The sequence below is a fragment of the Celeribacter baekdonensis genome (genome assembly GCF_900102315.1).
Taxonomy (GTDB): Bacteria; Pseudomonadota; Alphaproteobacteria; order Rhodobacterales; family Rhodobacteraceae; genus Celeribacter; species Celeribacter baekdonensis.
This window is the reverse complement of sequence record NZ_FNBL01000016.1, coordinates 39158-64838: the sequence shown is the minus strand read 5'-3', so window position 1 is coordinate 64838 and position 25681 is coordinate 39158. Positions and strand designations below refer to the sequence as shown.

Sequence of the window (25681 nt, the reverse complement as noted above, 5' to 3'; positions counted from 1 at the left end):
TCCGAAACCTTAGACGACATAATCTTAGAGGTCTATGATTTTGTGGTTTCCCGTCCGAAATTCGCAAACGTATTGCGGATTTCCGAGATCAGTTCGGTTTGCGGCGCGGAGAAGACCATTTTCTTGTCATGGATCAGGAACAGAGGGATGGCGATGTCGATTTCCGGTGTCTGCACGATGCGAAGCCCGTCTTTTTCCGGGTTGGCGGGCACGGCGCTCTGAAACACAAAGCCGACACCGATATCTGCGCGAATGGCGCTCAGGATCGGTTCAGGATGCCCGAATTCCAGGACGCTGTTTGTGCGGACAACGCCCGCGGTGCGCAGGGCCTCGTCAATGAGTTCGCGGGCGATCTGTCCCTTGCGGGGGGTGACGAACGGCAGGGAGGCGAGGTCCGACAGGCTTGCGACATTTCCGGCGAAGCTGCTGTTCAGGGCCGCAACAAGGAAGAGGGGTTCTTTCCAGAGCAATTCGATTTCAAGCCGCGATGTGTCCTGGTTAGGGTCAATCAGGGCGACGCCAAAATCGCAGTCGCCGGAGAGAACGGCCTCGGTGGCGAGGCGGGGGCTGGACATCGACATGCAGACCTTGCTGGTCGGATACTCCTTGTGAAACCGGATAATGATATCTGGAAGTTTATATGTTCCGACGACCATTGTGGCTGCGATCTTGGTTTCTCCAAGGATACCCTGACGGATATCCTCCAGATCAAGAAACATCTCCGTGCTGCGTTGCATGACCTCGGTTGCCCAGGAATAGACCCGTTCGCCGGCTTGGGTCAGTTCGATATTGCGCCCGGCCTTGCGCACAAGTTGCGTTCCGAGACTTTCTTCGAGGCTGCGCAGGTGCGCCGTAACAGCCGGCTGGGCAATGTTTAGATGTTCGGCGGTCCTTGTCACGCTGGAATATTTGGCAACGATGCAAAATACATTGAGTTTATGCAACGTCAGGTTTCTGGAATGCAGAAACTCCTGTGGCAGAGGGACATGTTTCGGCTGTTGTGTCATGGCTTCGGTCCGGTTTCAGGTTTCAGTCGGTATTGGCAGGCCGAGATGTCCCGGCAGGGGAACGATTTTGCGAAGGTTATTCGCGAACACGCGTCGGGCGCGTGTTCGCGGGCGGTGTCGGTGATGGCTTGGCGGGCGGTCGATGTTTCCAAGGGAATATCCGTTCTCCCGTATGGGTGGGGGTGTCATGGATGTCGTACTATGAGAACTCTAATTCATAATCTATCTCATATGTATTTTTGTGAAGTTGATATTAGACAAAATATCGCCCGATCCCAAAGATACGGGCAGCAAAACAAACAAGACGACAAAATGACGCGTCCGGTTGGCGCCGCACAACGATCTTGCCAAAGGCTTGCGACAGGGAGGATGGCAAGGAGGGCATCGCCTCTGTCAGGTGATACGGACGACACATGACGCCTGTCGGGATGAATGCAGACATTCGCCCGGGATTGTCAGGCATGACATTATTTTGGGTCCCGCTCTGAAACGATCGCACATGAAGATGCGACGAGGGCAGGGGCATGGCTTGGGGAGGAAGCCGCCATGACTGCACATCAAAAAACGAGGCTCTCGTTGAACCAGGAACAAATGGTGCTTGCCATTTCCGGGGCGCTTTTCGTGATTTTCTCGCTGACACTCGACAGCTTCTTTCAGGTGTCGAATCTCGTGTCGCTTTTACAGAATGTTTCGATGCTGGGTATTCTGGCCATTGGCATGGCCGGGGTCGTCATCGGACGGGGCATAGACCTGACGATGGTTGCGGTCATGGTGTTTTCCACCGGATGGTCCTTTGTCCTTTTTACCGGCGGGATGCAGATCGAACTGGCGTTGCTGTTGGGGCTGTTGCTGGCGCTGGCCATTGGGACGGTCACCGGCATCCTCGTGGCCTATGTCGAAATCCCGGATATCTTCGCCACGCTCGCCATGGCCACCGTCATTACCGGGCTCGGGCGTTTCGCGCTGGTGCCGAGCGACAATATTTTCATCAGCGGCGATGTTGGCTGGCTGGCCTCGCTTGGGACGGGGAGCGTCGCGGCGTTGCCGATGCCCGTCGTGCTGTTCCTGGTCGTCGCCTGTGCCGCTTTCGTCGGGCTGCGCCTGACGCGCTACGGGGCGTTCGTCTATGCGATCGGCGACAACCCGATGGCGTCGCGCAACAGCGGTATCCCGATCCGCCCCATCAAGGTCCTGATGTACAGCAGTTCGGCGTTCATCGCCTTCTGTGCTGGTCTGATCATGGCGATGACGGTGTCCTCCGTGAACACCAAACTGGCCAGTTCGACGATGATCTACGACATCATTCTGGTGGTCGTGATCGGGGGGATCGGTTTGGCCGGGGGCAAGGGCAGCGTACGCAATGTTCTTTCAGGCACGCTTTTGATCGGATTGCTGCTGAACGGCATGACGATCATGAACATCAGCTATTCCGCGCAGAACATCATCAAGAGCCTCATTCTGTTGTTGGCGATCATTGTCGACTCGGTGCTCAACCCCAGAGATGAACAGACCTCTCAACAGGGGGATATCTGAGGCGCTTACAGGCCAAAACAACACCCAACAATAATCGAAAAAAAGCACAACAAGTCTCATGGGAGGAGAAACATGAAACTGTCCAGATTGACAAAGGCGCTCGGTGTCACAGCCGTTCTGTGCGCGACCCTAGGGGTTTCCATGCCAGCGATGGCGGAGCGCCCGAACGACGGCCTGATCTTTGACTATCACAAGGCATTGGAAGGCAAAAAGGTCGCTTTCGTTCCGATCACGATGGGGTTCGACCTGACACAGGGCTGGATGGCGGCCGTTGAACGGGATGCAGAGCGGCTCGGGTATGAGCTGACGATCCGCGATCCCAACTGGAATGTCGATGCCGGGGCCCAGGCCATCGAACAGCTCATCAACGAAAAGCCCGATGTGTTGATCGTCCACAACAACGATATGCAGGCCTATGCCAAGCTCATTCGCCGGGCGATGGATGCGGGCATCAATGTGATCCAGATGAACCTGAAGACCCCGGTCAACTCCGACGCCTTCGTCGGCGGGGACTGGTACGATGTCGGGGTGAAAACGGCGCAGGAGGCCGCCCGGATGTGCGGCAAGGGAACCTCGGGCAAGGTCGCCGTGGTGCAGGGGCCGGTCACGGCGCCGCCGAACCAGTTGGGCGTTGCAGGCGTCGAGGATGCCCTGTCGGAGTACCCGGATATCGAGATCGTTTCCAATCAGGCCGCCGACTGGGACGCGTCCAAGGCGCGCTCGATCGCCTCGACCATTCTCAAACAACATGGCGATCTCTGCGCCTTCATCGGCTTGTGGGACAATATGGATGTCGGCATCGCGGCGGCCATTCGCGAAGCCGGGCTGACGGAGCAGGTCAAACTGATTTCAACAGGCGGCGGCAATCAGCAATTCGGCTGTACGAACCTCGAGAGCGGCGCGTTTGCGTCCTATGTCAAGGTGGACACCCGCGATCAGGCGAATCAACTGGCTGAAACCATCCAGATCCTGTTGCAGACCCGGCCCGAACCGGGATCGCAGCCCTTCGGTCTTTATACGGAAAACAAGATCCTGACACCGGACACGGTGGGCCCCGCATCCTGCTGGACGCTGGACGGGATCAAGGCGGGCGACTGAGCCCCCGGACGCGGTCGTATGCCTGTGTGCTGCGGCCGCGCATATCTTCGGAGTAAGTTGAATGAGCGTAAACGAAACGTATCAGCGCTGGCGGTATCGCTATGTCCCGGATCATCTGCTTGGCGAAATTCTGGCCAAGAACTGGGTCGACAACGCGATCCCGGTGCTTTTCCTGGTCCTCGCCATCGCCGTGTTTTCCACGATCATACCGGGGTTCTTCACCATCGGGAGCCTGTCGACGATTGCCCGTGTTCTGGGGGAATACATGTTCATCTGCATCGGCATGACGCTGGTGCTCAAGGCCGGGGGAATCGACCTGAGTGTCGGGTCTAATTTCGCCCTGTGCAATTTCGCCGGGCTCTATCTGGTGAATGCGCTCGGCATGCCGCTGATTGTCGTCATCCCTGCGGTCCTGCTGCTCGGCGGGCTCGTCGGGATGTTGAACGGGCTGCTTATCGGCTACATGCGTCTGCGCGCGTTTTTGACCACATTGGTGACGCTCATCCTGCTGCGCGCCATCGTGGAACTTTTGTCGCTGAACTACGGGGTCCAGGCTTCCTATTCCGACACGGCGGTGCCGGCATGGGATTATCTGGGGCTGGCCAGTGTCATGGGGGTGCCGGTCTCGCTTGTATTTGCCACCATTGTCGCGGTGATGATCCATATCCTGATGACGCGCATGCGCTTCGGCTGGCATTTGAGTGCGGTCGGTGGCTCGCGCCGCTCGGCCTATAATGTGGGTCTGCCGGTCAAGCGGATCGTGGCGCAGACCTATGTGATGTCCGGCGTTCTGACGGCGGCGGGGGCGCTGTTCTATGCCTCGCGCCTCGGCAGCATAGGCGGCTCTGTCGGTGTCGGACTCGAAATTGTGATCCTGACGGCGGCGGTGCTCGGCGGCAACAGCCTTGGCGGTGGCCGTGGGTCTGTGGCCAAGGCCATTATCGGCACGGTGATCGTCGTGCTGGTGACCAATGCGCTGGTGCGGCTCGGGCTGCGCACCGGGACAAGCGAACTCGTTTTGGGGCTGATTCTTCTGGCCGCCGTGGCGATCGACGTCAAATGGGTCAAGAACCGGCTCAAGATCCTGAACCGGGCCTATGTGTCCCCGACCTATTTCGCGCTTCCGCCCTGTCCCGAAACGGTGGAAGGCTCGTCGTCGGTTTACGAGGTCAACGACAGGTTGTCGTCGGCGGAGGCAATCGGTCTGGGCGAGCTCGACGGGCCGGAAGACATTATTCTCGATGAAGACGACAACCTCTATTGCGGCAGCCGTCATGGCGATGTGATCCGGTTCTTTGCCCCGGATTACAAACGGCACGAGGTCTATGTCCATATCGGGGGGCAGCCGCTTGGCATGGCGTTCAATCGGGATCAGGAGCTTGTGGTCTGTGTCGGGGGAATGGGGCTTTACAAAGTCACCAAGGACCGCAAGCCGGTCAAACTTTCGGACGAAACCAACCGCTCGCTGTTCTCGGTGATCGACGATTCCCGTATGCGGCTCGCCGACGATCTCGACATCGCGCCGGACGGTCGGATTTTCTTTTCCGAAGCCACCATCCGCTACGAGATTCACGACTGGATTCTCGATGCGCTGGAATCGCGCGGCAATGGTCGGATCATCTGCTACGACCCGCACGACGGCTCGTCCCGGACCGTTCTGTCGAACCTTCAGTTCCCGAATGGCATCACGATGGTTGGCGACGATGAATCCTTCCTCTTTGCCGAAACCTGGGGCTGTCGGATCAGTCGCTATTGGTACGCGGGCCCGCGCAAGGGGCAGACCGAAGTCGTGATCCCGGATCTGCCGGGCTACCCGGACAATATCAACCGTGCCTCGGACGGGTCCTTCTGGTGTGCCGTCATCGGCATGCGGTCGCCGACATTCGATCTCGCTCAGCGGATGCCACAGTTCCGGCGGCGCATGGTCTACCGCGTGGCGGCGGACGAATGGATGTATCCAAACATGAATGCGGGCTGTCTGTTCAAGTTCAGCCTGGAGGGCGAAATCCTTGATGTGCTGTGGGATCGCGACGGGGTCAAGCACCCCTCGATCACCTCAATGCGCGAACACAAGGGCAGGCTCTATCTCGGGGGGCTCTTCAACGACCGGATCGGGGTTTACGACCTTCCGGGTGCGGACCCCGAGTGGACGGGCATCAAACATTACTGGGGAGACAAGCAAGACAAGGGAGACAAAACCGATGAGTAACATTTTCTCCCGGACACTGGACCGATTTCGGGGCAGCGGCAGCGCGGCCACCACATTGCCCCCGATGGACGGGGCGCTGCGACCGAACACGCGGATCGACGAGGCAGAGGCGCTTGCTTCTCTGGAAGCCCCAGACAACATCCTGTCCACCCCTGATGGCATCTTGCTGTCGAGTCGTGAGCGGTTGCTGCGTCTGACGCCGGAGGGCGGAACCGATGTGATCTGGAGCGCGTCCAGCGACATCACATGCCTTGCAAGCGACGACAGCGGAGCTTTGGCGGTGGGGCTCGACGAGGGTCGGGTGCTCATTCGCGGTGGTCGTCATGACGGCTGGGAGGGGACGCAATTGAACGGCATGCCGATCGTCGCCCCGTCCGCCGCCGTTTTCACCGACCCGGACACACTCCTTTTGTGCCTGGCAAGTCAGGACAACCGGATGGGCGACTGGAAGCTCGACCTGATGACGAAACGGGCTAGCGGCTCTGTCTGGAAACTCGATCTCGCGGCTGGCGCAGCAACCTGCCTGTGCCGGGATCTGGCGTTCCCCTACGGGATCGTGGCGGCCGAGGAGAACAGTGTCATCGTGTCGGAAAGCTGGCGCCATCAAGTGTTGCGGATCGGCGCGGACGGGCGGACCAAGGTCATGCTCGCGGAGCTTCCCGGGTATCCGGGGCGTCTGGTGCGGGACGCGGAGGGAGAGGGCCTGTGGCTCACTCTCTTTGCACCGCGGACGCAGTTGATCGAATTCGTTCTGCGCGAGGACGAATACCGACAGCGCATGATCGCGACCATCGAGCCGGAATACTGGATCGCGCCGTCACTGCATGCTCCGACCTCTTATCTGGAACCGTTGCAAGGCGGCAGTCTCAAGCAACTCGGAGAACTCAAACCATGGGCGCCGTCACGCTCGCTCGGCATCGTGCTGCGTCTGGACCCGGCGGGCCATGCAAAAGAGAGCCTGCATTCCCGCGCAAACGGGGTGCGCCACGGCGTGACCAGTTGTCTGCCGTCCCGTGACGGCCTGCTCATGACGTCCAAGGGCGGCGATGTTGTCGTCCGTGCGAAACTATAGGTGACCACCATGCAGATATCACCACTTATCGAAATGCGATCCGTGACCAAGGAATATCGAGGTATTCCCGCGATCCGGAACGTGGATTTCAAGCTTCTTCCCGGAGAAGTGCATGCGCTGCTGGGCGAGAATGGCGCCGGTAAATCGACGCTGACCAAGATCATGGCGGGCGTCACCCAGGCGACGGCGGGCGAAATGCGGCTCGACGACAAGGCGGTGTCCTTTGCGACACCCGGAGAGGCGCTGGCCGAAGGCGTGGCGATGGTGTTTCAGGAAACCAGCCTCGTCCCCAGCATGACGGTTGCGCAAAATCTTTTTCTCGGGGAGGAAAAGCTCTTCAACCGGCTGCGCGGGATTTACATCGCGGCGCAGCAATTCATGCAGTCGCTGAACTTTCAGGTCGATCCCTGGGCCGATGTGGCGACCCTGGGCGCAGCCAAGAAACAGATGGTGGAGATTGCCCGCGCCGTCCGGCAAAAGGCCCGCGTCATCATTTTCGACGAACCCACCGCGACGCTGACGCCCGAGGAAAAACGGCATTTCTTTGCGCTGGTCCGCGATCTCAAGGCGCGCGGGGTGGCGGTGATCTTCATCACCCATGCGCTCGAAGAGGCGCTGAGCATTGCCGACCGGATCTCGGTCTTGCGTGATGGTGAGCTGGTGATCAGCGACGATGCGGACCGGTTCGACCGCGATATGATCGTTCAGGCGATGGTGGGGCGCAGCCTGTCCGACGAGCTTTACCACAGCCATGGCGAGGACAAGATCCGTCCCCCCGGCCACAAGGTTCTGTCCGTTCAGAACCTGTCGATGTCGAAGATCGTCAAGAACAATTCGTTCTCGGTCTATGGCGGGCAGGTCACCGGCATCTTCGGCCTGATCGGATCGGGGCGCAGCGAAACCGCAAAGGTCGTCTGCGGCATCTATAAACGCGATTTCTTTCACGGCGGCGAGGTGAGGCTTGAGAACAAGCCGGTTCGCTACCGCACGCCCCGGCCCGCGGTGATGGACGGGATCGTTTATGTCACCGAGGACCGCAAGATAGAAGGATTTTATGAAAGCATGTCGATAGCAGAGAATATCCATCGGGCGGCCCAGGCGGCCAATGTAAGCCCGGGCCTCTTCGTGAGCTATGCCGAGATGAAGGCTATGGCGGCGGACTGGAGCGACAAGCTCAACATCAGGGCCATCGATTCCGATGCGAGCGTCATCGAACTGTCCGGCGGCAATCAGCAGAAAGTGGTGATCGCACGGGCGCTTGTCCAAAAGCCGAAAGTCGTGTTTTTCGATGAGCCGACGCGGGGCGTCGATGTCGGGGCGATTTCGGAGATTCACCAGCTGATCAACGATCTGGCCGAACAGGGCATCGCGATTGTGGTGATCTCGTCTTACCTGCCTGAAATCCTGAACCTGTCGGACCGTATTCTGGTGTCGCGGGGCGGGCGCATCGTCGAGGAGTTCACCCCGGAAGAAGCCACAGAGGAACGCATCATGTATGCGGCGGTGCACTGATGGCGTTCGGGTTCGGGACACATCCCCCCGCAGGCGGGCGCATCTGTGTTGTCGGGGCCGGGTTCATGGGCTGCGTGATCGCGACGCTTTATGCGCGACACGGCTATGAGGTCGTGCTCTGCGACAGCCAAACCGCCATGCTCGACAGCTATGCCGAGCGCGCGCGGCCCATTGCCGCGACACTGGCCGACGACACTTTGACGGTCGAGGCCATTCTGGGCCGTGTGAGCACCGAGGCGTCTCTCAAGACGGCGGTGGCCGGTGTCTTCATGGTGCATGAGGTCGTTCAGGAGGTGTTGGAGACCAAGCAGGCGGTGTTCGAAGAGCTGGATCGCCTGTGTCCGCCGGATGTGGTTTTGGCGACAAACACCTCGTCGTTCCTGATCTCGGATATCGCGGCTGGGATGTCGCGGCGGGAGCGGATGGTGGGAATTCATTACATCACGCCAGCGCATATCATTCCGGTGATCGAGATCATCCACAGCGCGTTCACGCCGCCGGAACTGGTCGCATGGGGCCGTGCTTTCGTCCAGAGCATCGACCATGTCGGCGTGGCCTGCCCGGAGCGGCCCGGTTTTCTCATCAACAAGATCCAGTTTGCCATGCTGACGGAAATTTACCGCCTGATGGACGAAGGCCTGGCCAGCCGAGACGATATCGACGCGGCGGTGCGCTTGAGCCTGGGGCCGCGCCTCGCCCTTTGGGGGCCGCTTCTGACCGAGGATCTGATCGTCTCGAAAAAGACCGCGCTGGCCGTGACGGAGTCGCTGTTTCACCAGACGGGAGACGAAAACTACGCGGGACGCAAGGTGCTCCGCGATCTTGTGGATCAGGGCCATCTGGGTGCCGCGACGGGGCAGGGCTGGTACAGGTTCGAAGACGATGTGGACCAAGTCACAGAAGAGCGGGACCGGCAATTGCGCGCGCTCCTCGACTGGTTGCGCGAGGCCGGTCCTGTGGAGCGGCTGAATGTGCGTTGAAACGTGTGATCTGAAATTTCGGAGTGGCGCGCCGCTTGATGGAAAACATGTCCTGAAACCGAGAGTTCAGGATAGAGCATATGGGAGAATGTTATGCGTGGAGTGACCTTTCCGGGGGATCGCAAAGTGGCGATCATGGAATTCGACGATCCGACGCCGGGGCCGGGAGAAGTGGTCATCGAAGTCAAGGCATCGGGGCTGTGCGGAAGCGATCTGCATGGCTACCGGGCCCCTTCGGACGACCGGGCCTTTCGGGAGCTGGCGAAGGGAAAGCCCTATGAGACCATGCGCGACACCGGGCCGAAAATCGCCGGGCACGAACCCTGTGGCGTCGTCGTCGCAATCGGTCCAGGTGTCAGCGATCGTGTCGCCCGCATCGGCCAGAGGGTCATGATCCACCATTATTCCGGCTGTCATGTCTGCGATCAATGCCGGACAGGATGGCCGCAGATGTGCGAGGGCATGGTGCCCGATATCTACGGCTGGACCGCTCATGGGGCGCATGCGCAATACATGAAATGTGCGGCACATACGCTGGTCACCCTGCCTGACGAACTGTCCTTCGAGGCGGGGGCGGCGATTGCCTGCGGTTCGGGCACATCCTATGCGGCGCTGCGAAAAATTCAGCCCAATGCCAGTCATACGGTTGCGATCTTCGGTCAAGGACCGGTCGGCTTGTCGGGCACGCAATTCGCCGCCGCCCTGGGCGCGCGGGTCATTGCGCTGGATGTCAACAAGGAGCGTCTGGAAATGGCTCGACAGTTCGGTGCCGCTGAGACGATCAACCCGGCGGAGGTGGATGCGGTCGAGGCGATCAGGGGACTGACCCATGGACGGGGTGCGCATTTCTCGCTTGAAACCTCGGGCGCGCCGCAGGCCATCGAAGGGGCGACCAAGTGTCTGCGTCTTTGGGGCACGGCGGTTTTCGTCGGTCTTGGCAAGCCGCCCGTGGTCGATTTCGCTTCGGATGTCATCTTTCGGCAGATTTCCTTGCAGGGGTCGTTCACCTTTTCGACGAATATCATGGAGGAATGTGCGATATTCTCGGTTGATCGTGGTGTCGAGGTGGACGCAATCTTTTCGGATCGTTGGACACTCGATCAGGCTGGAAAAGCCTATGAGCTGCTGGACAGGCAGGCCTCGGGAAAAGGTGTGATCGTCTTTTGACGGGGGATCGCGCAAACGCAATGGGCGTTGAATTTCGAGAAGGGCGTAACGCCACTTATCCAGGTCCGAAACGACCGGATACGGCGTCGTCCATCATTAAAACAGGGAGGAAAAACATGAAAACCATTCTGAAAGGCCTTTGCATGTCGGCTGCGTTGATGCCGGTGACGATGGGGGCCATGGCGCAAGATTTGAAAGTCCTGTCGAGCTGGGATCAGAGCTATGCCGCTGTCGGTGAGGTGCTGATGCCGTTTATGGAATATCTTGAGGAGGAAACCACGGCTGACTTGAAGCTTAGCCGCTTCGGGCCGGAAACCATCCCGCCGTTCGAACAATTCAACCCTGTGTCGCAAGGTTTGTTCGACCTGCTGTATACCAATGGCGGCTATCACTATAACGATATCGCGGTCGGCATGTCGCTGGATGCGCTCAGCGGGTCCGCAGAGGAGCTTCACGCCTCCGGCATCTGGGATCTCGCGGATCGTCAATATCAGGAAATGGGCCTGAAACTGATCGCTGTCTTCTATGACAGAAACGGGTTTCACATGGTTCTCAAGGAACCGCTCGGCGATGACGCTCTGGCCGGACGCCGCATTCGCGGCACTCCGCTTTATCATCCGGTGATCGAGGAACTCGGCGGATCTCCGGCGGTGTTGCCTGCACAGGAAATCTACCCTGCGCTGGAACGCGGTGTGGTGGACGGTGCAGGGTGGCCCGCCGTCGGCGCCGTGAACTACCGCTGGTTCGAAGTGGCCGGGTATTTCGTGCGCCCGACCTTCGGGCAGGTGAGCCATATGCTGTTGATGAATCTCGAAACCTGGAACGGGCTCGATGAAACAACGCAATCCGAAATCGAGACGGCCGCGCGGCATTACGAAACGGTCAGCTCCGGGATTTTCGACGATCTCGCAGCCAAGGAAGAGGCCACGCTTGTGGCCGAAGGTATGGAGGCCACGTATTTTCAGGAGGACATCGCCGCCAATCTCAAAAGCGCCTGGTTCGAGGGCGTTCTGGATTTGTCGGCGACCATCAACCCAGAGGACATCGCCGAAATTCGGGACATGGCGGCGCAGGCGAATATCGGTGGCTGAATGCACAAACGAAAGGATCGTTCCCCTGCGGGGACGATCCAAAACCAGAAACAAGGGGTGGTTTCGGAGCTCACTATGAAGAATTTTTTACGACGCGTTTTCAGGGCGCTTCTGTCCGGTCACGATGCCCTGGTCAGTGCCGGGTTCTGGCTGGGCTCTCTGGCGCTCATGTCCATCGTGGTGATTTTCGCCTATGAGGTTGTGATGCGATATTTTTTCGACGCTCCGACGAAATGGGCGAGCGATTTCGTGTCTTTCCTGCTTCTAATTTCCGTTTTCCTCATTATCCCGCATGTGACACGCCTCGAAGGCAATGTCTCGGTTTCGATCCTGCTCGATCTTCTGGGGGAGCGCAGCTCCGAGGTTCTGCGGCGTCTGGGATTTGCGGTCGGGGCGGCTGTCTGCCTCTGGGTCGGATATATCTTTTGGCAGGAAACACATCGCCTGTTCCTGCGCGGTACGGTCACGCTGACGACGGTTCCGGTGCCGAAATGGACGCTCTATGCCTTCATCCTGTTCGGGATGCTCAATTCCGGGGTGTATTTTTTGCGACAGGCGCTGGGTGACAGCTTTCATGGCGTGAAAGGGGCGGGCAAATGATCGAGGGAATTCCTGCTGTTCTCGCCGGCGTCGGCCTGTTGTTGCTTGCCATGTTCAGTGGCATGCCGGTGTTCGTGGCCTTTCTTGTGGTCAATCTCGGGGCGACGGTTCTTTTGCTGGGCCCCGCAGGGTTCGGGATGTTCTCGGGCAGTTTCTTTGAAACCGCAACAAGCTCCTCTCTGGTGACCATTCCGCTCTTTATTCTGATGGGCGAACTGCTCTTTCGCAGCCGAGCGGTCGAGGTTCTGTTCCAGTCCATCGACACGCTGGTCGGGCGTGTTCGGGGGAGGCAATATATCCTGTCGATTGTGCTCGCCACCGTGTTTAGCACGCTGTCAGGCGCGGCCATGGGGGTTGCTGCGATGCTCGGACGTTCGCTGTTGCCCGGCATGATTTCACGGGGCTACGACGCGCGCCTGTCGATCGGGACCATCCTTGCCGGGGCCAGCCTTGCGCCGCTGATCCCGCCCAGTGTTCTTGTGATCATCATCGGCACCCTGTCCGGGGTCTCCATCGCGGGTCTTCTGATTGCGGGGATCGTTCCGGGTCTGATGTTTGCCTCGCTGTTTGCCGCCTATGTGTTCTTTCGGATATGGCGCAATCCAGAACTGGCGCCGATGACGGAAGATGCGACCCGTCGGGCGAGTGCCAGAGAGGTTGTGCTGGCGCTGCTCAAACTGCTGCCGTTCAGCATCATCATCCTTTTGGTGATGGGGCTTATCCTTATGGGTGTTGCCACGCCCACCGAAGCGGGGGCCATGGGGGTTCTGGGGGCTTTGATCACGGCTGCGATTTACCGGAACCTGAGTGTAAGGATGGTGGCGGAATCCCTGGGGGCCTCTGCGCAAGTGTCCGCGATGATCCTCATCGTCATGGCAAGTTCCAAGCTGTTCAGTCAGCTTCTGGCCTTCTCGGGCGGGGCGACGGCTTTGACGGAATGGATCGTCGCTCTGGAAGTGTCGTCCTGGACCATGCTGATCCTGCTGATGGTGCTGCCCTTTGTTCTGTGTATGTTCGTCGACCAGATCGCGCTGATGCTCATCGTCATCCCGATCTACCTGCCTATCATCGAGACCTTCCACTACGACCCGATCTGGTTTTGGCTTCTGTTCCTAGTGAACATCACGGTCGGCGGTATGACCCCGCCCTTCGGATATACGCTGTTCGCCCTGAAAAGCGCGTGGGGAGAGGGCTCTCTCTCGACAGTCTTTCGCGCTGCCTGGCCGTTTGTTGCGCTGTTCGTCTTGGGCATGGTCCTACTCGCGTTGATGCCGGGCCTGACGACCTTTGTTCCCTCCCTAATTTGAGGGGCGGACATCCAACCACCACAACCGGGCCGACAAAGTGAAACGGGCCAGAAAAGACAAACGGGATGGAGTATGACAATGGAAAATAGCATGAAGAAATATCAGGTGTTCATCGGAAACGCATGGAAGGACAGCGCCTCGGGCGAGAGCTTTCAGAGCTATAATCCCTTTACCGGAGACCCCTGGGCCGAGATTCCGAAATGCGATGCGCGCGATGTCGATGAGGCTGTGGAGGCGGCACATGACGTGCTCTATCACGGTGCATGGGGAAAACTTTCGGCCACGGAACGGGGCGCCTTGTTGCGCAAACTCGGCGATCTCGTGGCACGGGACGCCGACAGTCTCACGGCTGTCGAGGTGCGCGACAACGGAAAGCTGCGGGCCGAGATTGAGGGGCAAGTGCGGGGAATCTCGCAATGGCTCTATTTCTATGGCGGCCTTGCGGACAAGATCAACGGCGCTGTCATTCCGATCAACAAGCCGAACACCTTTACCTACACCCTGCGCGAGCCCGTGGGGGTCGTCGCGGCAATTGTGCCGTGGAATTCCCCGCTCATGTTGATGGTCTGGAAACTGGCACCGGCGCTGGCCGCCGGATGCACTCTGGTGATCAAACCGTCGGAACACACCTCGGCCTCGGCCCTCGAATTCGCGGCTCTGGTGCGTGAGGCGGGCTTCCCCGAAGGCGTGGTCAATGTGGTGACGGGATTCGGTCAGGATGTAGGCGACCGGCTGACGACCCATCCGAAAGTGGCCAAGGTTGCTTTCACCGGCGGGGAGACCGCCGGGCAGAAGATCATGGAAAATGCCGCCGCCACCTTCAAGCGGCTGACGCTGGAACTCGGGGGGAAATCCGCGCAGATCGTGTTCCCCGATGCCGATCTCGATGCTGCTGTTTCCGGAGGGATCGCCGGGATTTTCGCCGCGACGGGACAGACCTGTATCGCGGGTTCGCGTCTTCTGGTGCATGAGAGCATTTACGAGGCCTATCTCGACAAATTCGTCGCCTCTGCAAAAACGGCGCGAATGGGCGATCCCATGGAAATGACGACGCAGGTCGGTCCGGTGACCACGCAGCCACAGCTCGACCGGATCGTGTCATATATCGAGATCGCGAAATCCGAGGGCGCGCGCTGCGTTCTGGGCGGGGCGCTTGCCCAGAAGCCGGAATGCGGAAACGGCTGGTTCGTCGAGCCGACGGTCTTTGCGGATGTCCGCAACGATATGCGGATCGCGCAGGAGGAAGTCTTCGGGCCGGTGGTTTCTCTCATCTCCTTCAGGGACGACGAAGAGGCCTATGAGATCGCCAATGACACGGACTACGGGCTCGCGGCCGGTGTCTGGACCTCCAGTATCAAACGCGCGACTGTGGCTCCGAAACGGCTGCGGGCTGGCACGGTCTGGGTCAACACCTACCGGGCTGCCAGTTTCCTCATGCCGTTCGGCGGTGTGAAGGCGTCGGGGTTCGGGCGGGAAAACGGGATCGAGGCCATCGACCAGTATCTCGAAACCAAATCCGTCTGGCTGTCCTATGAGGCAGAGACGAAAAACCCCTTTGTGATGCAATAACATCGGTCCGATGAGAGGCCCGCGCAGGCCTTCGAAGACGAAGCCATAAAGCGTTGGCCGTCTTCGCAAAACGCACAAAAGAGAGCTTTGGCCGGGTGTTTTCGACAGGCTCGGTCGCTTGACAATTATTAGACATCTAAGCTAATTGTCGGAAAAATACGGGAGGAATAATCTTGTCGCACAGTTTGAACCCAGAGATCGCACAGGAGATCGCACAGGCGCTGCCGAAACATACCGATCTGTATTTCGGCGGAGGCTGGCACGCGCCTGGCAACGGCACTTATGACGATACGATGAATCCGGCCAACGGACAGTCGCTCGGGGCTGTGGCCACGGCGGGCAAGGCCGATGTCGATGCGGCTGTCGCCGCCGCACATCAGGGGTTTCTCGAATGGCGCGACGTGCTGCCGCTGGAGCGCAGCCGCATTCTCAAGGAAATCGCCGCGCTTCTGCGCAAACACGGCGATGAGCTGGCGATGATCGACGCGGCCAATTGCGGCAATCCCTATACGGAAATGCGTGGCGATGCGGCGATTGCGGCGGCGCAGATGGACTTCTTTGCCGGTCTCGTGACCGAGATGAAGGGCGATACCATCCCGATGGGGCCGGATCGTGTGAACATGACCCTGCGCCAACCCCTGGGGGTCGTGGCCCGCATCCTGGCTTTCAACCATCCGTTCATGTTCTGCGGCGGCAAAATGGCGGCCCCGCTGGCGGCGGGCAATGCTGTCATCATCAAACCGCCGGTTCAGGCTCCTTTGTCGGCGCTGCGCCTGGCCGAGATCGTCGACGGGCTGATGCCGAAAGGTGTGTTCAGCGTGCTGCCCGGCGGCACCGAGGCCGGGGCCGCGCTGGCCGAGCATCCCGATGTCGCCAAGGTGACGCTGATCGGATCGGTGCCCGCAGGCCGCGCGGTGATGCGCAGCGCCAGTGCCACGGTCAAACCGGTTCTTCTCGAACTCGGGGGCAAGAACGCGCTCATCGCCTATGCCGACAGCCATCCCGAAAAGATCGCCGATGCGATTGTGGCGGGGATGAATTTCGGCTGGTGCGGACAGTCCTGCGGCTCGACCAGCCGGGCCTTCCTGCATGAGGATATTCACGACGAGGTGCTGTCCTTCCTGTCCGAGAAAATCGCGCGGTATCAGCCGGGGATTCCGACCGACCCGGACACCACGATGGGGGCCATCGTCAGTCGGGATCAGTTCGACCGGGTGATGGGCTATATCGAAAGCGCCAAAAGCGAAGGGGCACGGGCCGTCACAGGCGGATATGCCGTCACCGATGGCGCCCTGGCCAAGGGTTGTTTCGTCGCGCCGACGATTTTCGCGGATGTGACGCCGGAGATGCGTATCGCCCGCGAAGAGATTTTCGGGCCGGTTCTGGCGGTTCGGAAATGGAGCGATGAGGACGAGATGCTGCGTGAGGTCAACGGGCTCGAACTGGGTCTGACCTGCGCGATCTGGACGCGCGATCTCGTCACGGCACACCGTGCGGCAGCACAGGTCGAGGCGGGATTTGTCTGGATCAATGAAGTCGGTCGCCATTTCCTCGGCGCGCCCTTCGGCGGTGTCAAGCAATCCGGGATTGGCCGGGAAGAGGGGATCGGGGAGTTGATTTCCTTCACCCATGAAAAGAACGTCCATATCAACCTGTCCGGGCAATGAATCAGGGCAGTGAAATGAGATGCGACAAGACCCGCGCCTGTCGGCCCGGGTCTGAGGCCATTCCATCCGCGCAGGCCTGAAAGAGGGCCTGACAAACTGCCGCATCGCGGGGTCATGTCTGATGGATCGAAAGAGCAATGGCGCAAAAACCGCACTGCGCGCCAGCTTTGCAAACGAAATGAAAGAAACGGAACGCACAATGAAAGACCGGAACACGACAGATGTCGAAATGCCTGTGACCTCTGAGGACACCGGGGTCTGGGGCAGTGATATCTTTGCCGAGATGCTGCGCGGACTTGGTGTCAAATATGTTGCACTGAACCCCGGATCGAGCTTTCGCGGGCTGCACGACAGTCTGGTGAACAAGCTCGGCAATCGCGATCCGCAGATGTTGTTGTGCCTGCACGAAGAACATGCGGTGGCGATCGCGCATGGCTATGCCAAGGTGACGGGAGAGCCGCTGGCCGTGATCCTGCACAGCAACGTGGGCCTGATGCACGGGAGCATGTCGATTTTCAACGCCTGGTGCGACCGCGTTCCGATGCTGGTCTATGGCGCGACGGGGCCGGTGGATGCAGCGCTGCGCCGGCCATGGATCGATTGGTTGCACACCTGCCGCGATCAGGGCGCGCTGATCCGCAATTATGTGAAATGGGACGATCAGCCCGGCTCGATGGAGGCGGCGCTCGAATCTATGCTGCGCGCCGATGTGATCGCACGGACGGAGCCGACCGGACCGACCTATGTCAGTTTCGATGTGTCAATTCAGGAAAAGAAACATGCCGAGGCCCCCGCCTTGCCTGATTTTTCCCGCTTTAGTCCGCCACTCCCGGCGGCGCCTTCCGCCGAAGGAGTGGCGCAGGCGGCCACGCTTTTGAAACAGGCGAAAAGGCCGGTTGTTCTGGCTGGGCGCGTCTCGCGCGACCCTGCGGACTGGGCGCGGCGCGTGGCACTGGTCGAGGCGTTGGGGGCTGAGGTTCTGACCGATATTCGCATCGGTGCGTCCTTCCCGACCGATCATCCGCAGCATCGCGGCAAGCCGTCCTTTTTCATCGACGATGTTTCGGGCGAGGTTCTGCGTCAGGCGGATGTTATTCTGAGCCTCGATTGGCTCGATCTCGCCGGAACGCTGAAACTGGCTGGCAAGCTGGAGGCCAGGGTGATTCAGGCATCGCTCGATCACCAGCTGCACAATGGCTGGGGCATGGAGCATCAGGCGCTTCCGGCACTGGACCTGCATCTCGCCTGTACGCCGGATGTTGCCACCCATGCCCTCGCCGATGCGCTGGGTGTCGGGGCCGGGGACGCGCCGACGGACCTGCCGGTCAAACCTGCGTTCGATGCACCTGCGGAGGAAACGCCGCTCGACATCATGACGCTGGCGGGCGCGCTCGGTCAGGGGCTCGACGGCATCTGTGCCAGCATGGTGCGCCTGCCGCTCGGCTGGGCCGGAGAAAGCTGGCATTTCCGTCATCCGCTCGATTTTCTGGGCTATGACGGCGGCGGCGGTATCGGTTCGGGGCCGGGGATGCTGATCGGTGCGGCGCTGGCGCTCAAGGACAGCGACCGCCTGCCGGTTGCGGTGCTGGGCGATGGCGATTTCATGATGGCGGCCTCGGCCTTCTGGACGGCGGCGCATTACGGCACGCCCTTCCTGGCGGTGGTGTCCAACAACCAGTCGTTCTACAATGACGAGGTGCATCAGGAACGTGTCGCCGTGGAGCGCAACCGTCCGGTCGAGAACAAATGGATCGGCCAGCGGATCGGCGATCCCGATATCGACATCGCGGCCGTTGCGCGGGCGCAGGGCTGTGAGGGGATCGGGCCGGTGTCGACCGCGGGCGAGCTTGTGGAGGCGGTGCGCAAGGGCATCGAGATGGTCAAGGCGGGCAAAAGCGTCGTGATCGACGCCCATGTGCAGCCGGGCTACAACCCGAATATGGTCGCTGGTCTGACCCGGAGCGAGTGAGCGGTTCTCAAGACTGGCTTGCGGTCGGACGGTCGCAAGGGAGGTCTGGTTCGTATCCGGGCCAGCCTCCGCCAAATAAACCATCGGAAATATCGAGGCGAAAATCAGGGTGAGATCAGTCCCGGATTAACGCCTTGATCCGTATGGCGCAGAAGCGATTGTACCTGTTTCCCCAGGGATACGGGTTCTGAAGCTGTGCCGATCTGCTGTGGCATTTGATACACTTGGCAAAGCCTGATAATTTTGCTTTGTATAGCGTATGACAGATCAATCCACATGCACCGAAGACCTGAACGACCTGCCGGAGGCGGATGAGCGTCTCGCCCGATTGGTGCGACTGGCGGCCCGCGGCTTTAACCGTTCTCTGCAAATGCGACTTGCGACGCAGAATGTAACATTCGGGCAGTGGATTTTCTTTCGTATCCTCTGGCAGGAGGACGGTCTGTCGCAGCGTGAGTTGAGCGATCGCGCACATCTGACGGAGCCGACAGCGCATAGTGCCCTGACGAAAATGGAAGAGTTGGGGTATATCGTTCGGCGCAACATCGAGGGAAACCGGCGTCGACAGCATGCGTTTTTGACGGAACGGGGCTGGCAGTTGCGGGGGCTGCTTGAACCGCTTGCAATCGAGGCAAACGAGGTTGCGGTAGAAGGGCTGACCAAGGATGAACAAATTAACCTGAAGCGCAGTCTCGCGAAAATGATCAGGAACCTCGAACAGGATGAGAAAGACGCTGTGCGTCGGGGGATTCGGGTCCCTCCGACCAAGGGAATGGGCGTCTGACCAGGACCTGACAAACTTTCAAAGATCAATCTGCGACACGGTTTGATTTCAAACAAGCAACATTGCCGTGTTGCGTGAAAGCTACCGATTTTCCAGAATTTATGACGCAGATATCTTGCGATATTTTCGACAAGGCCCGAGGCCGAGTGCGTGTTGCGGCAATCACGATTTTTTTTGTTACCTTAGGCGGGATACATGCACCGGGGGGGGGGGGCTGTACCTTCTGGGATTGCTTCCCTTTCTGTTTGCCTGGGTGCCCGGAACTTTATGATCTTTCAGCATTTTGACTTCATTAAGTTAACATAGATTCAAATGATAGGTTCATGCTTTTCGGGCGCGAAAAAAGGCATTTTTCTGACGATCTGAAGCTAGTTCCCTATTTGCTTGTGTAACTATTGACGGACCATGTGGGTGTATCTATAAGTAAGAAGATAGATATCTAAGACTATGGAGGAGGCTTGGATATCGCGACTGCTAAAAATTTAAAGGGAGGAAAAATGAAACACAAATTGACCACTTTTTTCGCTGCGATCGGCATTTGTGCGATCGGGAACTCTGCGGTTGCGGACAGCGTCAACGTGACGCTTTCGGGGGGTAACCCGTCCGGGCTTTGGTCCTTGCTTGGGGCCGGTGTGGACCGGGCCGTCAAAGCTAGCGATCCTGATGGTGTCGTGACCTATCAGGCGACCGGCGGCGGTTTTGCCAATATCGGTCTGCTTGCTGCCGACAGAACGGATCTTGGTCTTGCGCACGATGCTGAGATCAAGCTGGCGCTGTCCGGTGAAGAGCCGTTCCGCGAACCGATCACCAATCTTCAGGCCATCGGTTACATGTATAACTGGGCGCCGATGCATTTCTTTCTGAAGAAATCCATCGCCGATGAATACGATATCGACAGCCTTGACGATCTTGCGAAAGCCGATGTGGGCATTCGTGTCGCCATGAACAACTCGGGCAATGTGACGGCCAACATGACCGCTTTCATGCTGGACGCTGCTGGCTTTGACGAAGAGACGATCAAGGAAAACGGCGGCACAGTCGTGCGCGGTGGGTCCGCGCAACAGGTTGACCTGCTAGCCGATGGTCGCACGGATATGGTGATCAACGGGATTTTCGTTGGCCATTCGTCTTTCCTCAGTGTCGACAAGAACAACGACGTCGTTCTGTTGACTGTTCCTCAGGATGTTATTGAAAAAACAAATGAAAAATTCGGCACGGGACCCTACACGATCCCTGCCGGGAGCTATACGCATCAGGCGGATGAGGTACAGACCGTCGCACTCGGGGCCCTGCTGGTCACATCTGACGCTTTGGAGGAAGAGACGGGCTATGCGATTGCTCATAGCATTGTCGATAACATGGACCAGATCCGCTCCGTGCACAGCGCGATGCAGATGCTGACACCGGAACTGCTGGTTTCGCAAGAGACACTTCCGTTCCATCCGGGCGCGGAGCGCGCCTACAAGGAACTTGGGCTGATCGAATAAGATCAACGTATAAACCAGGTCGGCGCGCGGGGCCATGTGCGCCGACTTTTCCGATGAGGTTCGAGGATATCTGTGACTTGCTAGGGCGACGCGAAACGCATGTCGGCCATCGGGTTATGGTTTTGGCGTTATACGTAAATACGCATGATTGCGCCATTAAATATAGATATCTAAGATAATTGTAGTGTTCACGCTGCGAAAAGTGCCATGCGGGAGATGCACATATCCCGCTTTGTGGGCATCATCATGAAGAAAAGGGAGGAAAAGATGGAAGTATCTAGGACGGCCTTCAAATCTGACATGAATATATTTGGCTGCTCGGGCCAGAGGGTCATGTCCGAGCGCGTAGTGTCGGGGCAGGGAGGCTTGGCAAAGGACGGATTCTTTCACAACACTGCCGCACAACCCCTGCTCGACGCCCGATGCCCGGTGATGGGCTTTGGCGCGGATCGACAGATGCACGATACACATATGACACGCGGGGCGGTGGCACTATGAACATTCCCTCGCTTACCGAAACCGGCCGTCGCCGGAAGCTTGCTTCCACCATGCGAACGGTTGTCATCGTTCTCGCGGCCGCTTTCGCGCTATGGGTTATCTATGCGAACCTTTTCGTTATTTCCGACCCGCTGATCCTCGGCATCCTGTTCATTTCGGGCATCTTCACAATTCTCTTTCTGGCCATCGGAGCGACGGCCAGAGCCCCGGATGACGTCCCGATTTACGATTGGATATTCTCCGCATTGAGTCTTGCCTGCGGCATCTATTTTTACGTCAATGCCGGGGTCGTCGCCGATCGTATCAGCCTGCTCGACCAGTTTACGCCCGATCAGCTCTTCTTTGGCTCTTCCCTGTTGTTCCTGACGCTTGAGGCGACCCGGCGCACGACAGGCCTCGGTCTGACCGGCGTGGTTTTGCTGTTCCTGATCTACAACCTGTTCGGATATCTGCTGCCGCCGCCCTTCGGGCACCGGGTCAGCGAGTTCAGCTATCTCCTCGACGTTCTCGTGTTCACGACCGATGGTCTGTTCGGTGTGCCGATCCAGGTTGTGGCCAGCTATGTGTTCCTGTTCGTGATGTTCGGAACCTTTCTGTCCAAGGCCGGTGGGGGTGATTTCTTTTTCAACCTCGCTTCTCTGGTCACCGGGCGTGCACGGGGCGGCCCGGCCAAGATCGCTATCATTTCTTCGGGTCTCTACGGCACCATGTCGGGCAGCCCGACCTCGGATGTCGTCGCGACGGGCTCGATCACCATCCCGGTGATGAAACGCCTGGGCTACAGCGCGCGTTTTGCCGGTGCGGTGGAAGTTGCTGCGTCAACCGGCGGCAGCGCCATGCCTCCGATCATGGGCTCGGCAGCCTTCATCATGGCCGAGTATTCCGGGATTTCCTACAATGAGATCGTTTTCGCGGCCCTGTTGCCCGCTTTGATCTACTATGGTGGGGTGTTCTCTCAGGTGCACCTGCGGGCCGTGCGGCTCGATCTGCGTCCTTCCGAGGATGAGGTCCCGTCCGTTGCGGACACTTTCAGAACCGGCTGGGTTTTCCTTTTGCCGATCATCGGCATCGTGGTCGCGCTGATGTTGGGATATTCCCCGACGTTCACGGCGGGCGTCGGTGTGGTGGCGACCATTCTGGCCTCGCTGATCCTGAAAGAGACCCGTATGACGCCCTGGCAAATTCTGGAAGGGCTCGGAACGACGACGCTGCAGATCCTGCCCGTGGCAGGGGCCTGTGCGGCGGCCGGTCTCGTGATCGGCGGTCTCTCGATGACCGGGCTCGGTATGAAATCCGCCAATGTCATCCTGGAACTCAGCAACGGTCAGCCGATCCTGACTTTGGTGATCGCAGCTGCCGTGACCATCGTTCTCGGTCTGGGTATGCCGACACCGAGCGCCTACATCCTTGCTGCGGTTCTCGTTGGGCCTGCTCTGGCCAAGCTCGGGTTTCCCGTGCTTCCCAGCCAGATGTTCCTGCTCTACTACGCAATCCTGTCGGCTCTGACACCGCCGATTGCCGTGGCTGCGATTGCGGCTTCCGCGATTGCCGATGAAGACCCGTTCAAGATTGCCTTCTCCGCTGTTCGGCTGGCTGTAATCGGTTTCCTTCTGCCGTTCGCCTTCGTGTGGAACCCGGCGATCCTGTTGATGTCCGATCCTTTGATCAACACGCTTGCCATCGTCGGTGCGGTCTCTGCGACGCTTGCAATCGCCTGTTCTTTGGAGGGGATGGTCAAAACGGACCTGAGCACTCTGGAACGTTTGCTGCTGACGATCGGAGCCGTTGGCGCCGTGAGCCCTTTCCCGCTTCTGGCTGTGGCAAGCATTGCCTTGGTCATTGCTGTACTCGGGCGACAGTTCTTCTTTTCCACTCCGGTCGCGGCCGGCGGGAAGGAAGAGACCTGAGACCGGCATATTCTCAGAAGAAAGTGGCCACCCTGTCAGGGTGGCCACAACATTTTAAGGCGTTTCGGAATGCAGGCATGGCGCATGCCCATGACGAAACGTTGTGTAAAAGTCGTATGATGCAATGATTATGAGACTTTCCGTGCATGATACGCCGTCTGCAGGGGGAAAAATGTCCGCAAATACCAAGAGCGCAAACAAGCGTGAGGCCGGGAGTGTCTCGGGGTTCACCCTGTCTTTCGGTGTCGCGCCGGATCGCGCGGCTCCTGTCGCACAAATTTGCCGTGATGTTGTCGCTGCGGATGTTTCCCGCCACCCCTTGGTGTCCTTTCTGCAATTTGCCGAGCAACGGGGCGCCGAGCGGCATGGTTTTTCCATCAGTGCCCGTGGATGCCGTCTTGTTGCCGAGATGCCGGAGTTGCCTGAACGTCTGGCGCAGGCCATCAGGAGCCGGATGGCGTCGATGCCGGAGACTCCGCCGCTCGATATAGAGATCGCGTATCTGAGCGCAGACAAAGACAAACCGCCGCGTCCGGCACCGGTCTGGAAGCGTTGGGCGCTCAGTATGATTGGCGTTTATCCCTTGCTGGTGGCTTTGTTCTATTTGCTGCAACCGATCACGGCGCAGCTGCCGGTGCCGGGGGCGTTGTTTCTGGTTGCTCTGGTGTTGACTGGGCTAAACACAGGTTACGTCCTGCCGTTCCTGAACCGGCGTCTGGGGGGTTGGCTTTCGCGGTAAACCTGATACCGCTGGCGTCGAAAATGCTGTCGCCGCGCACATGTTTTATACTGCGCAGGTTGTTGACAGAATAAACTTAGATAACTAAGATTGATGCGAGTTCTGAAAATTGATTCATCGTCGTATGGAGGAGGTCATATGCTAACACCCGAAGAGAATGAACTGCTGACCCGCGTGACGGGAGATGCACCGATGGCGCAACTCATGCGTCAGCACTGGACACCTGTCTGTCTGATCGAAGAGGTGGCAGAGCCCGATGGAAAGCCGCTTCGGGTCGAGGTGCTGGGTGAAAGCTATGTCGCTTTTCGTGACACCAATGGTCGGCTTGGCATGCTTGACGAGCTCTGCCCGCACCGCAAAGCCTCGCTGGTCTATGGCCGCAACGAGGAATGCGGTCTGCGGTGCCTGTACCACGGCTGGAAAATGGATGTGGACGGCAACGTAGTGGCGATGTCCTCCGAGCCCGAGGGCAGCCCGCTCATGGACAAGGTCAAACAGCGCTCCTATCCGGTGCGTGAATGGGGTGGCTTCGTCTGGGCCTGGCTCGGCGACAAGGATGAGATGCCCGAATTCCAACCGCCGGCTTTTGCCCCGACGGAGGACACCCCGGTCGCAATCCTTAAAATTCGCGTTCCGGCCAACTGGGCACAGATTCATGAAGGTCAGATCGACAGTGCGCATTCGTCTTCGCTGCACTCGTCCACTATGGTTCCTGCCCGGGTCGAAGGCGCCGCGGCCGATGACAAATCCTGGTACCGGCCCTCGACCGACAAGGCACCGCGGATGCAGACCGAAACCACCAGCTACGGGTTTCACTATGCGGCGATCCGCAAGCCGATCAAGAATGCGGCGACGCATCATTACCTGCGCATCACCGAATTCATCGCGCCCTATTACTCGCTGATCCCGCCGAACAACAACTACAAGGTGGCCAGCGTGATCGTGCCGATCAACGACGATGAAACGGCCTTCCACTTCCTCGCTTTCGGGGGTCCGAACGTGCCATCGACCGAGGAATGGCGCAAATTCGCCCATGCCGTTCCCGGCGTGGATGTGGATCACAAATGGCGGACGCTTCGGACGCTCGAGAACGACTTCCTGCAGGATCGCGAGCGGATGAAAGAGGGTCACTTCACGGGTGTCGACGGTATCCCGAACGAGGATATTGTGATGTGGGTGTCGATGGGCAGCCGCGTGCAGCGCCACACCGACGTGTTGGGCGCCTCGGATCTTGCGATCGTCGAGTTTCGCCGTCTAATGGCGGATGCGGCCAAGAAGGTTGCCGAGGGCGGAGAAGCTATCGGCACTGGTTCCGAGGTCCCGCAAGCCAAGATCGCCTCTCATGAGGGGGTTTACCCGAAAGAGGTCGACTGGCGCACACTCGTCGATACGTCCGGAGCCACAGAGGCCGCCGAGTAATCATTGATCATATTTCTCCCCAATTCGCCCGGCTTTCTTGTCGGGCGGATTTTTATGTATATCCGA

Annotated in this window: 19 protein-coding genes; 18 read left to right on the top strand and 1 reads right to left on the bottom strand. The window is 59.0% G+C overall.

The features are described from left to right. Window positions 1-32: 32 nt before the first annotated feature. The gene (locus BLT54_RS19145) at window positions 33-1007 is read right to left on the bottom strand and encodes a LysR family transcriptional regulator (RefSeq protein ID WP_074646903.1); all 975 of its coding nucleotides are present in this window, start codon (window positions 1005-1007) and stop codon (window positions 33-35) included. Between the two features lie 546 nt (window positions 1008-1553). On the opposite strand from BLT54_RS19145, the gene BLT54_RS19135 reads away from it, so the two are divergent. From BLT54_RS19135 to BLT54_RS19045, 18 genes are all read left to right on the top strand, one after another. Further along, a complete protein-coding gene (locus BLT54_RS19135) occupies window positions 1554-2540 on the top strand; it encodes an ABC transporter permease (protein WP_074646897.1) in 987 nt (328 codons plus the stop codon). Between the two features lie 150 nt (window positions 2541-2690). After that, window positions 2691-3638 carry a sugar ABC transporter substrate-binding protein gene (locus BLT54_RS19130; RefSeq protein ID WP_176832923.1) on the top strand — a complete coding sequence of 316 codons (948 nt, stop codon included), beginning with the start codon at window positions 2691-2693 and terminating at the stop codon, window positions 3636-3638. A 61-nt stretch (window positions 3639-3699) separates the two neighbouring features. After that, a complete protein-coding gene (locus BLT54_RS19125) occupies window positions 3700-5847 on the top strand; it encodes an ABC transporter permease (protein WP_074646892.1) in 2148 nt (715 codons plus the stop codon). After that, window positions 5840-6919: an SMP-30/gluconolactonase/LRE family protein gene (locus BLT54_RS19120; RefSeq protein WP_074646890.1), complete on the top strand. Its 1080-nt coding sequence runs from the start codon at window positions 5840-5842 to the stop codon at window positions 6917-6919. The genes BLT54_RS19125 and BLT54_RS19120 overlap by 8 nt, the downstream gene beginning before the upstream one ends. A gap of 9 nt (window positions 6920-6928) precedes the next feature. Continuing rightward, the gene (locus tag BLT54_RS19115; protein WP_074646888.1) at window positions 6929-8431 is read left to right on the top strand and encodes a sugar ABC transporter ATP-binding protein; all 1503 of its coding nucleotides are present in this window, start codon (window positions 6929-6931) and stop codon (window positions 8429-8431) included. Then, window positions 8431-9411 (top strand): 3-hydroxyacyl-CoA dehydrogenase family protein, encoded by a 981-nt coding sequence (locus tag BLT54_RS19110; RefSeq protein WP_074646886.1) that lies wholly within the window; start codon window positions 8431-8433, stop codon window positions 9409-9411. The genes BLT54_RS19115 and BLT54_RS19110 overlap by 1 nt, the downstream gene beginning before the upstream one ends. A 93-nt stretch (window positions 9412-9504) precedes the next feature. Continuing rightward, entirely contained in the window at window positions 9505-10578 is a 1074-nt protein-coding gene (locus BLT54_RS19105) for a zinc-dependent alcohol dehydrogenase family protein (protein ID WP_074646884.1), read from the top strand. A gap of 116 nt (window positions 10579-10694) precedes the next feature. Then, window positions 10695-11669, top strand: coding sequence for a TRAP transporter substrate-binding protein DctP (dctP, locus tag BLT54_RS19100; RefSeq protein ID WP_159075139.1), 975 nt, complete (start codon window positions 10695-10697; stop codon window positions 11667-11669). Between the two features lie 75 nt (window positions 11670-11744). Continuing rightward, a complete protein-coding gene (locus BLT54_RS19095; RefSeq protein ID WP_074646882.1) occupies window positions 11745-12269 on the top strand; it encodes a TRAP transporter small permease in 525 nt (174 codons plus the stop codon). Next, a complete protein-coding gene (locus BLT54_RS19090; RefSeq protein WP_074646881.1) occupies window positions 12266-13576 on the top strand; it encodes a TRAP transporter large permease in 1311 nt (436 codons plus the stop codon). The genes BLT54_RS19095 and BLT54_RS19090 overlap by 4 nt, the downstream gene beginning before the upstream one ends. Before the next feature lie 90 nt (window positions 13577-13666). Then, window positions 13667-15145 carry an aldehyde dehydrogenase gene (locus tag BLT54_RS19085; RefSeq protein ID WP_074646879.1) on the top strand — a complete coding sequence of 493 codons (1479 nt, stop codon included), beginning with the start codon at window positions 13667-13669 and terminating at the stop codon, window positions 15143-15145. A gap of 173 nt (window positions 15146-15318) precedes the next feature. Next, window positions 15319-16812: an aldehyde dehydrogenase family protein gene (locus BLT54_RS19080; protein WP_226946243.1), complete on the top strand. Its 1494-nt coding sequence runs from the start codon at window positions 15319-15321 to the stop codon at window positions 16810-16812. A gap of 199 nt (window positions 16813-17011) precedes the next feature. Then, window positions 17012-18781: a thiamine pyrophosphate-binding protein gene (locus BLT54_RS19075; protein ID WP_083351906.1), complete on the top strand. Its 1770-nt coding sequence runs from the start codon at window positions 17012-17014 to the stop codon at window positions 18779-18781. Between the two features lie 259 nt (window positions 18782-19040). Next, window positions 19041-19565, top strand: coding sequence for a MarR family winged helix-turn-helix transcriptional regulator (locus BLT54_RS19070; protein ID WP_074646876.1), 525 nt, complete (start codon window positions 19041-19043; stop codon window positions 19563-19565). A 497-nt stretch (window positions 19566-20062) separates the two neighbouring features. Continuing rightward, a complete protein-coding gene (locus BLT54_RS19065) occupies window positions 20063-21052 on the top strand; it encodes a TAXI family TRAP transporter solute-binding subunit (protein WP_074646874.1) in 990 nt (329 codons plus the stop codon). A 494-nt stretch (window positions 21053-21546) separates the two neighbouring features. Further along, the gene (locus BLT54_RS19055) at window positions 21547-23457 is read left to right on the top strand and encodes a TRAP transporter permease (RefSeq protein ID WP_226946244.1); all 1911 of its coding nucleotides are present in this window, start codon (window positions 21547-21549) and stop codon (window positions 23455-23457) included. 172 nt (window positions 23458-23629) lie between these two features. Then, complete coding sequence (locus BLT54_RS19050) at window positions 23630-24196, top strand: putative antibiotic biosynthesis monooxygenase (protein ID WP_074646871.1); 567 nt, start codon at window positions 23630-23632, stop codon at window positions 24194-24196. A 138-nt stretch (window positions 24197-24334) separates the two neighbouring features. Further along, a complete protein-coding gene (locus tag BLT54_RS19045) occupies window positions 24335-25615 on the top strand; it encodes a Rieske 2Fe-2S domain-containing protein (RefSeq protein WP_074646870.1) in 1281 nt (426 codons plus the stop codon). The last annotated feature ends 66 nt before the right edge of the window (window positions 25616-25681 follow it).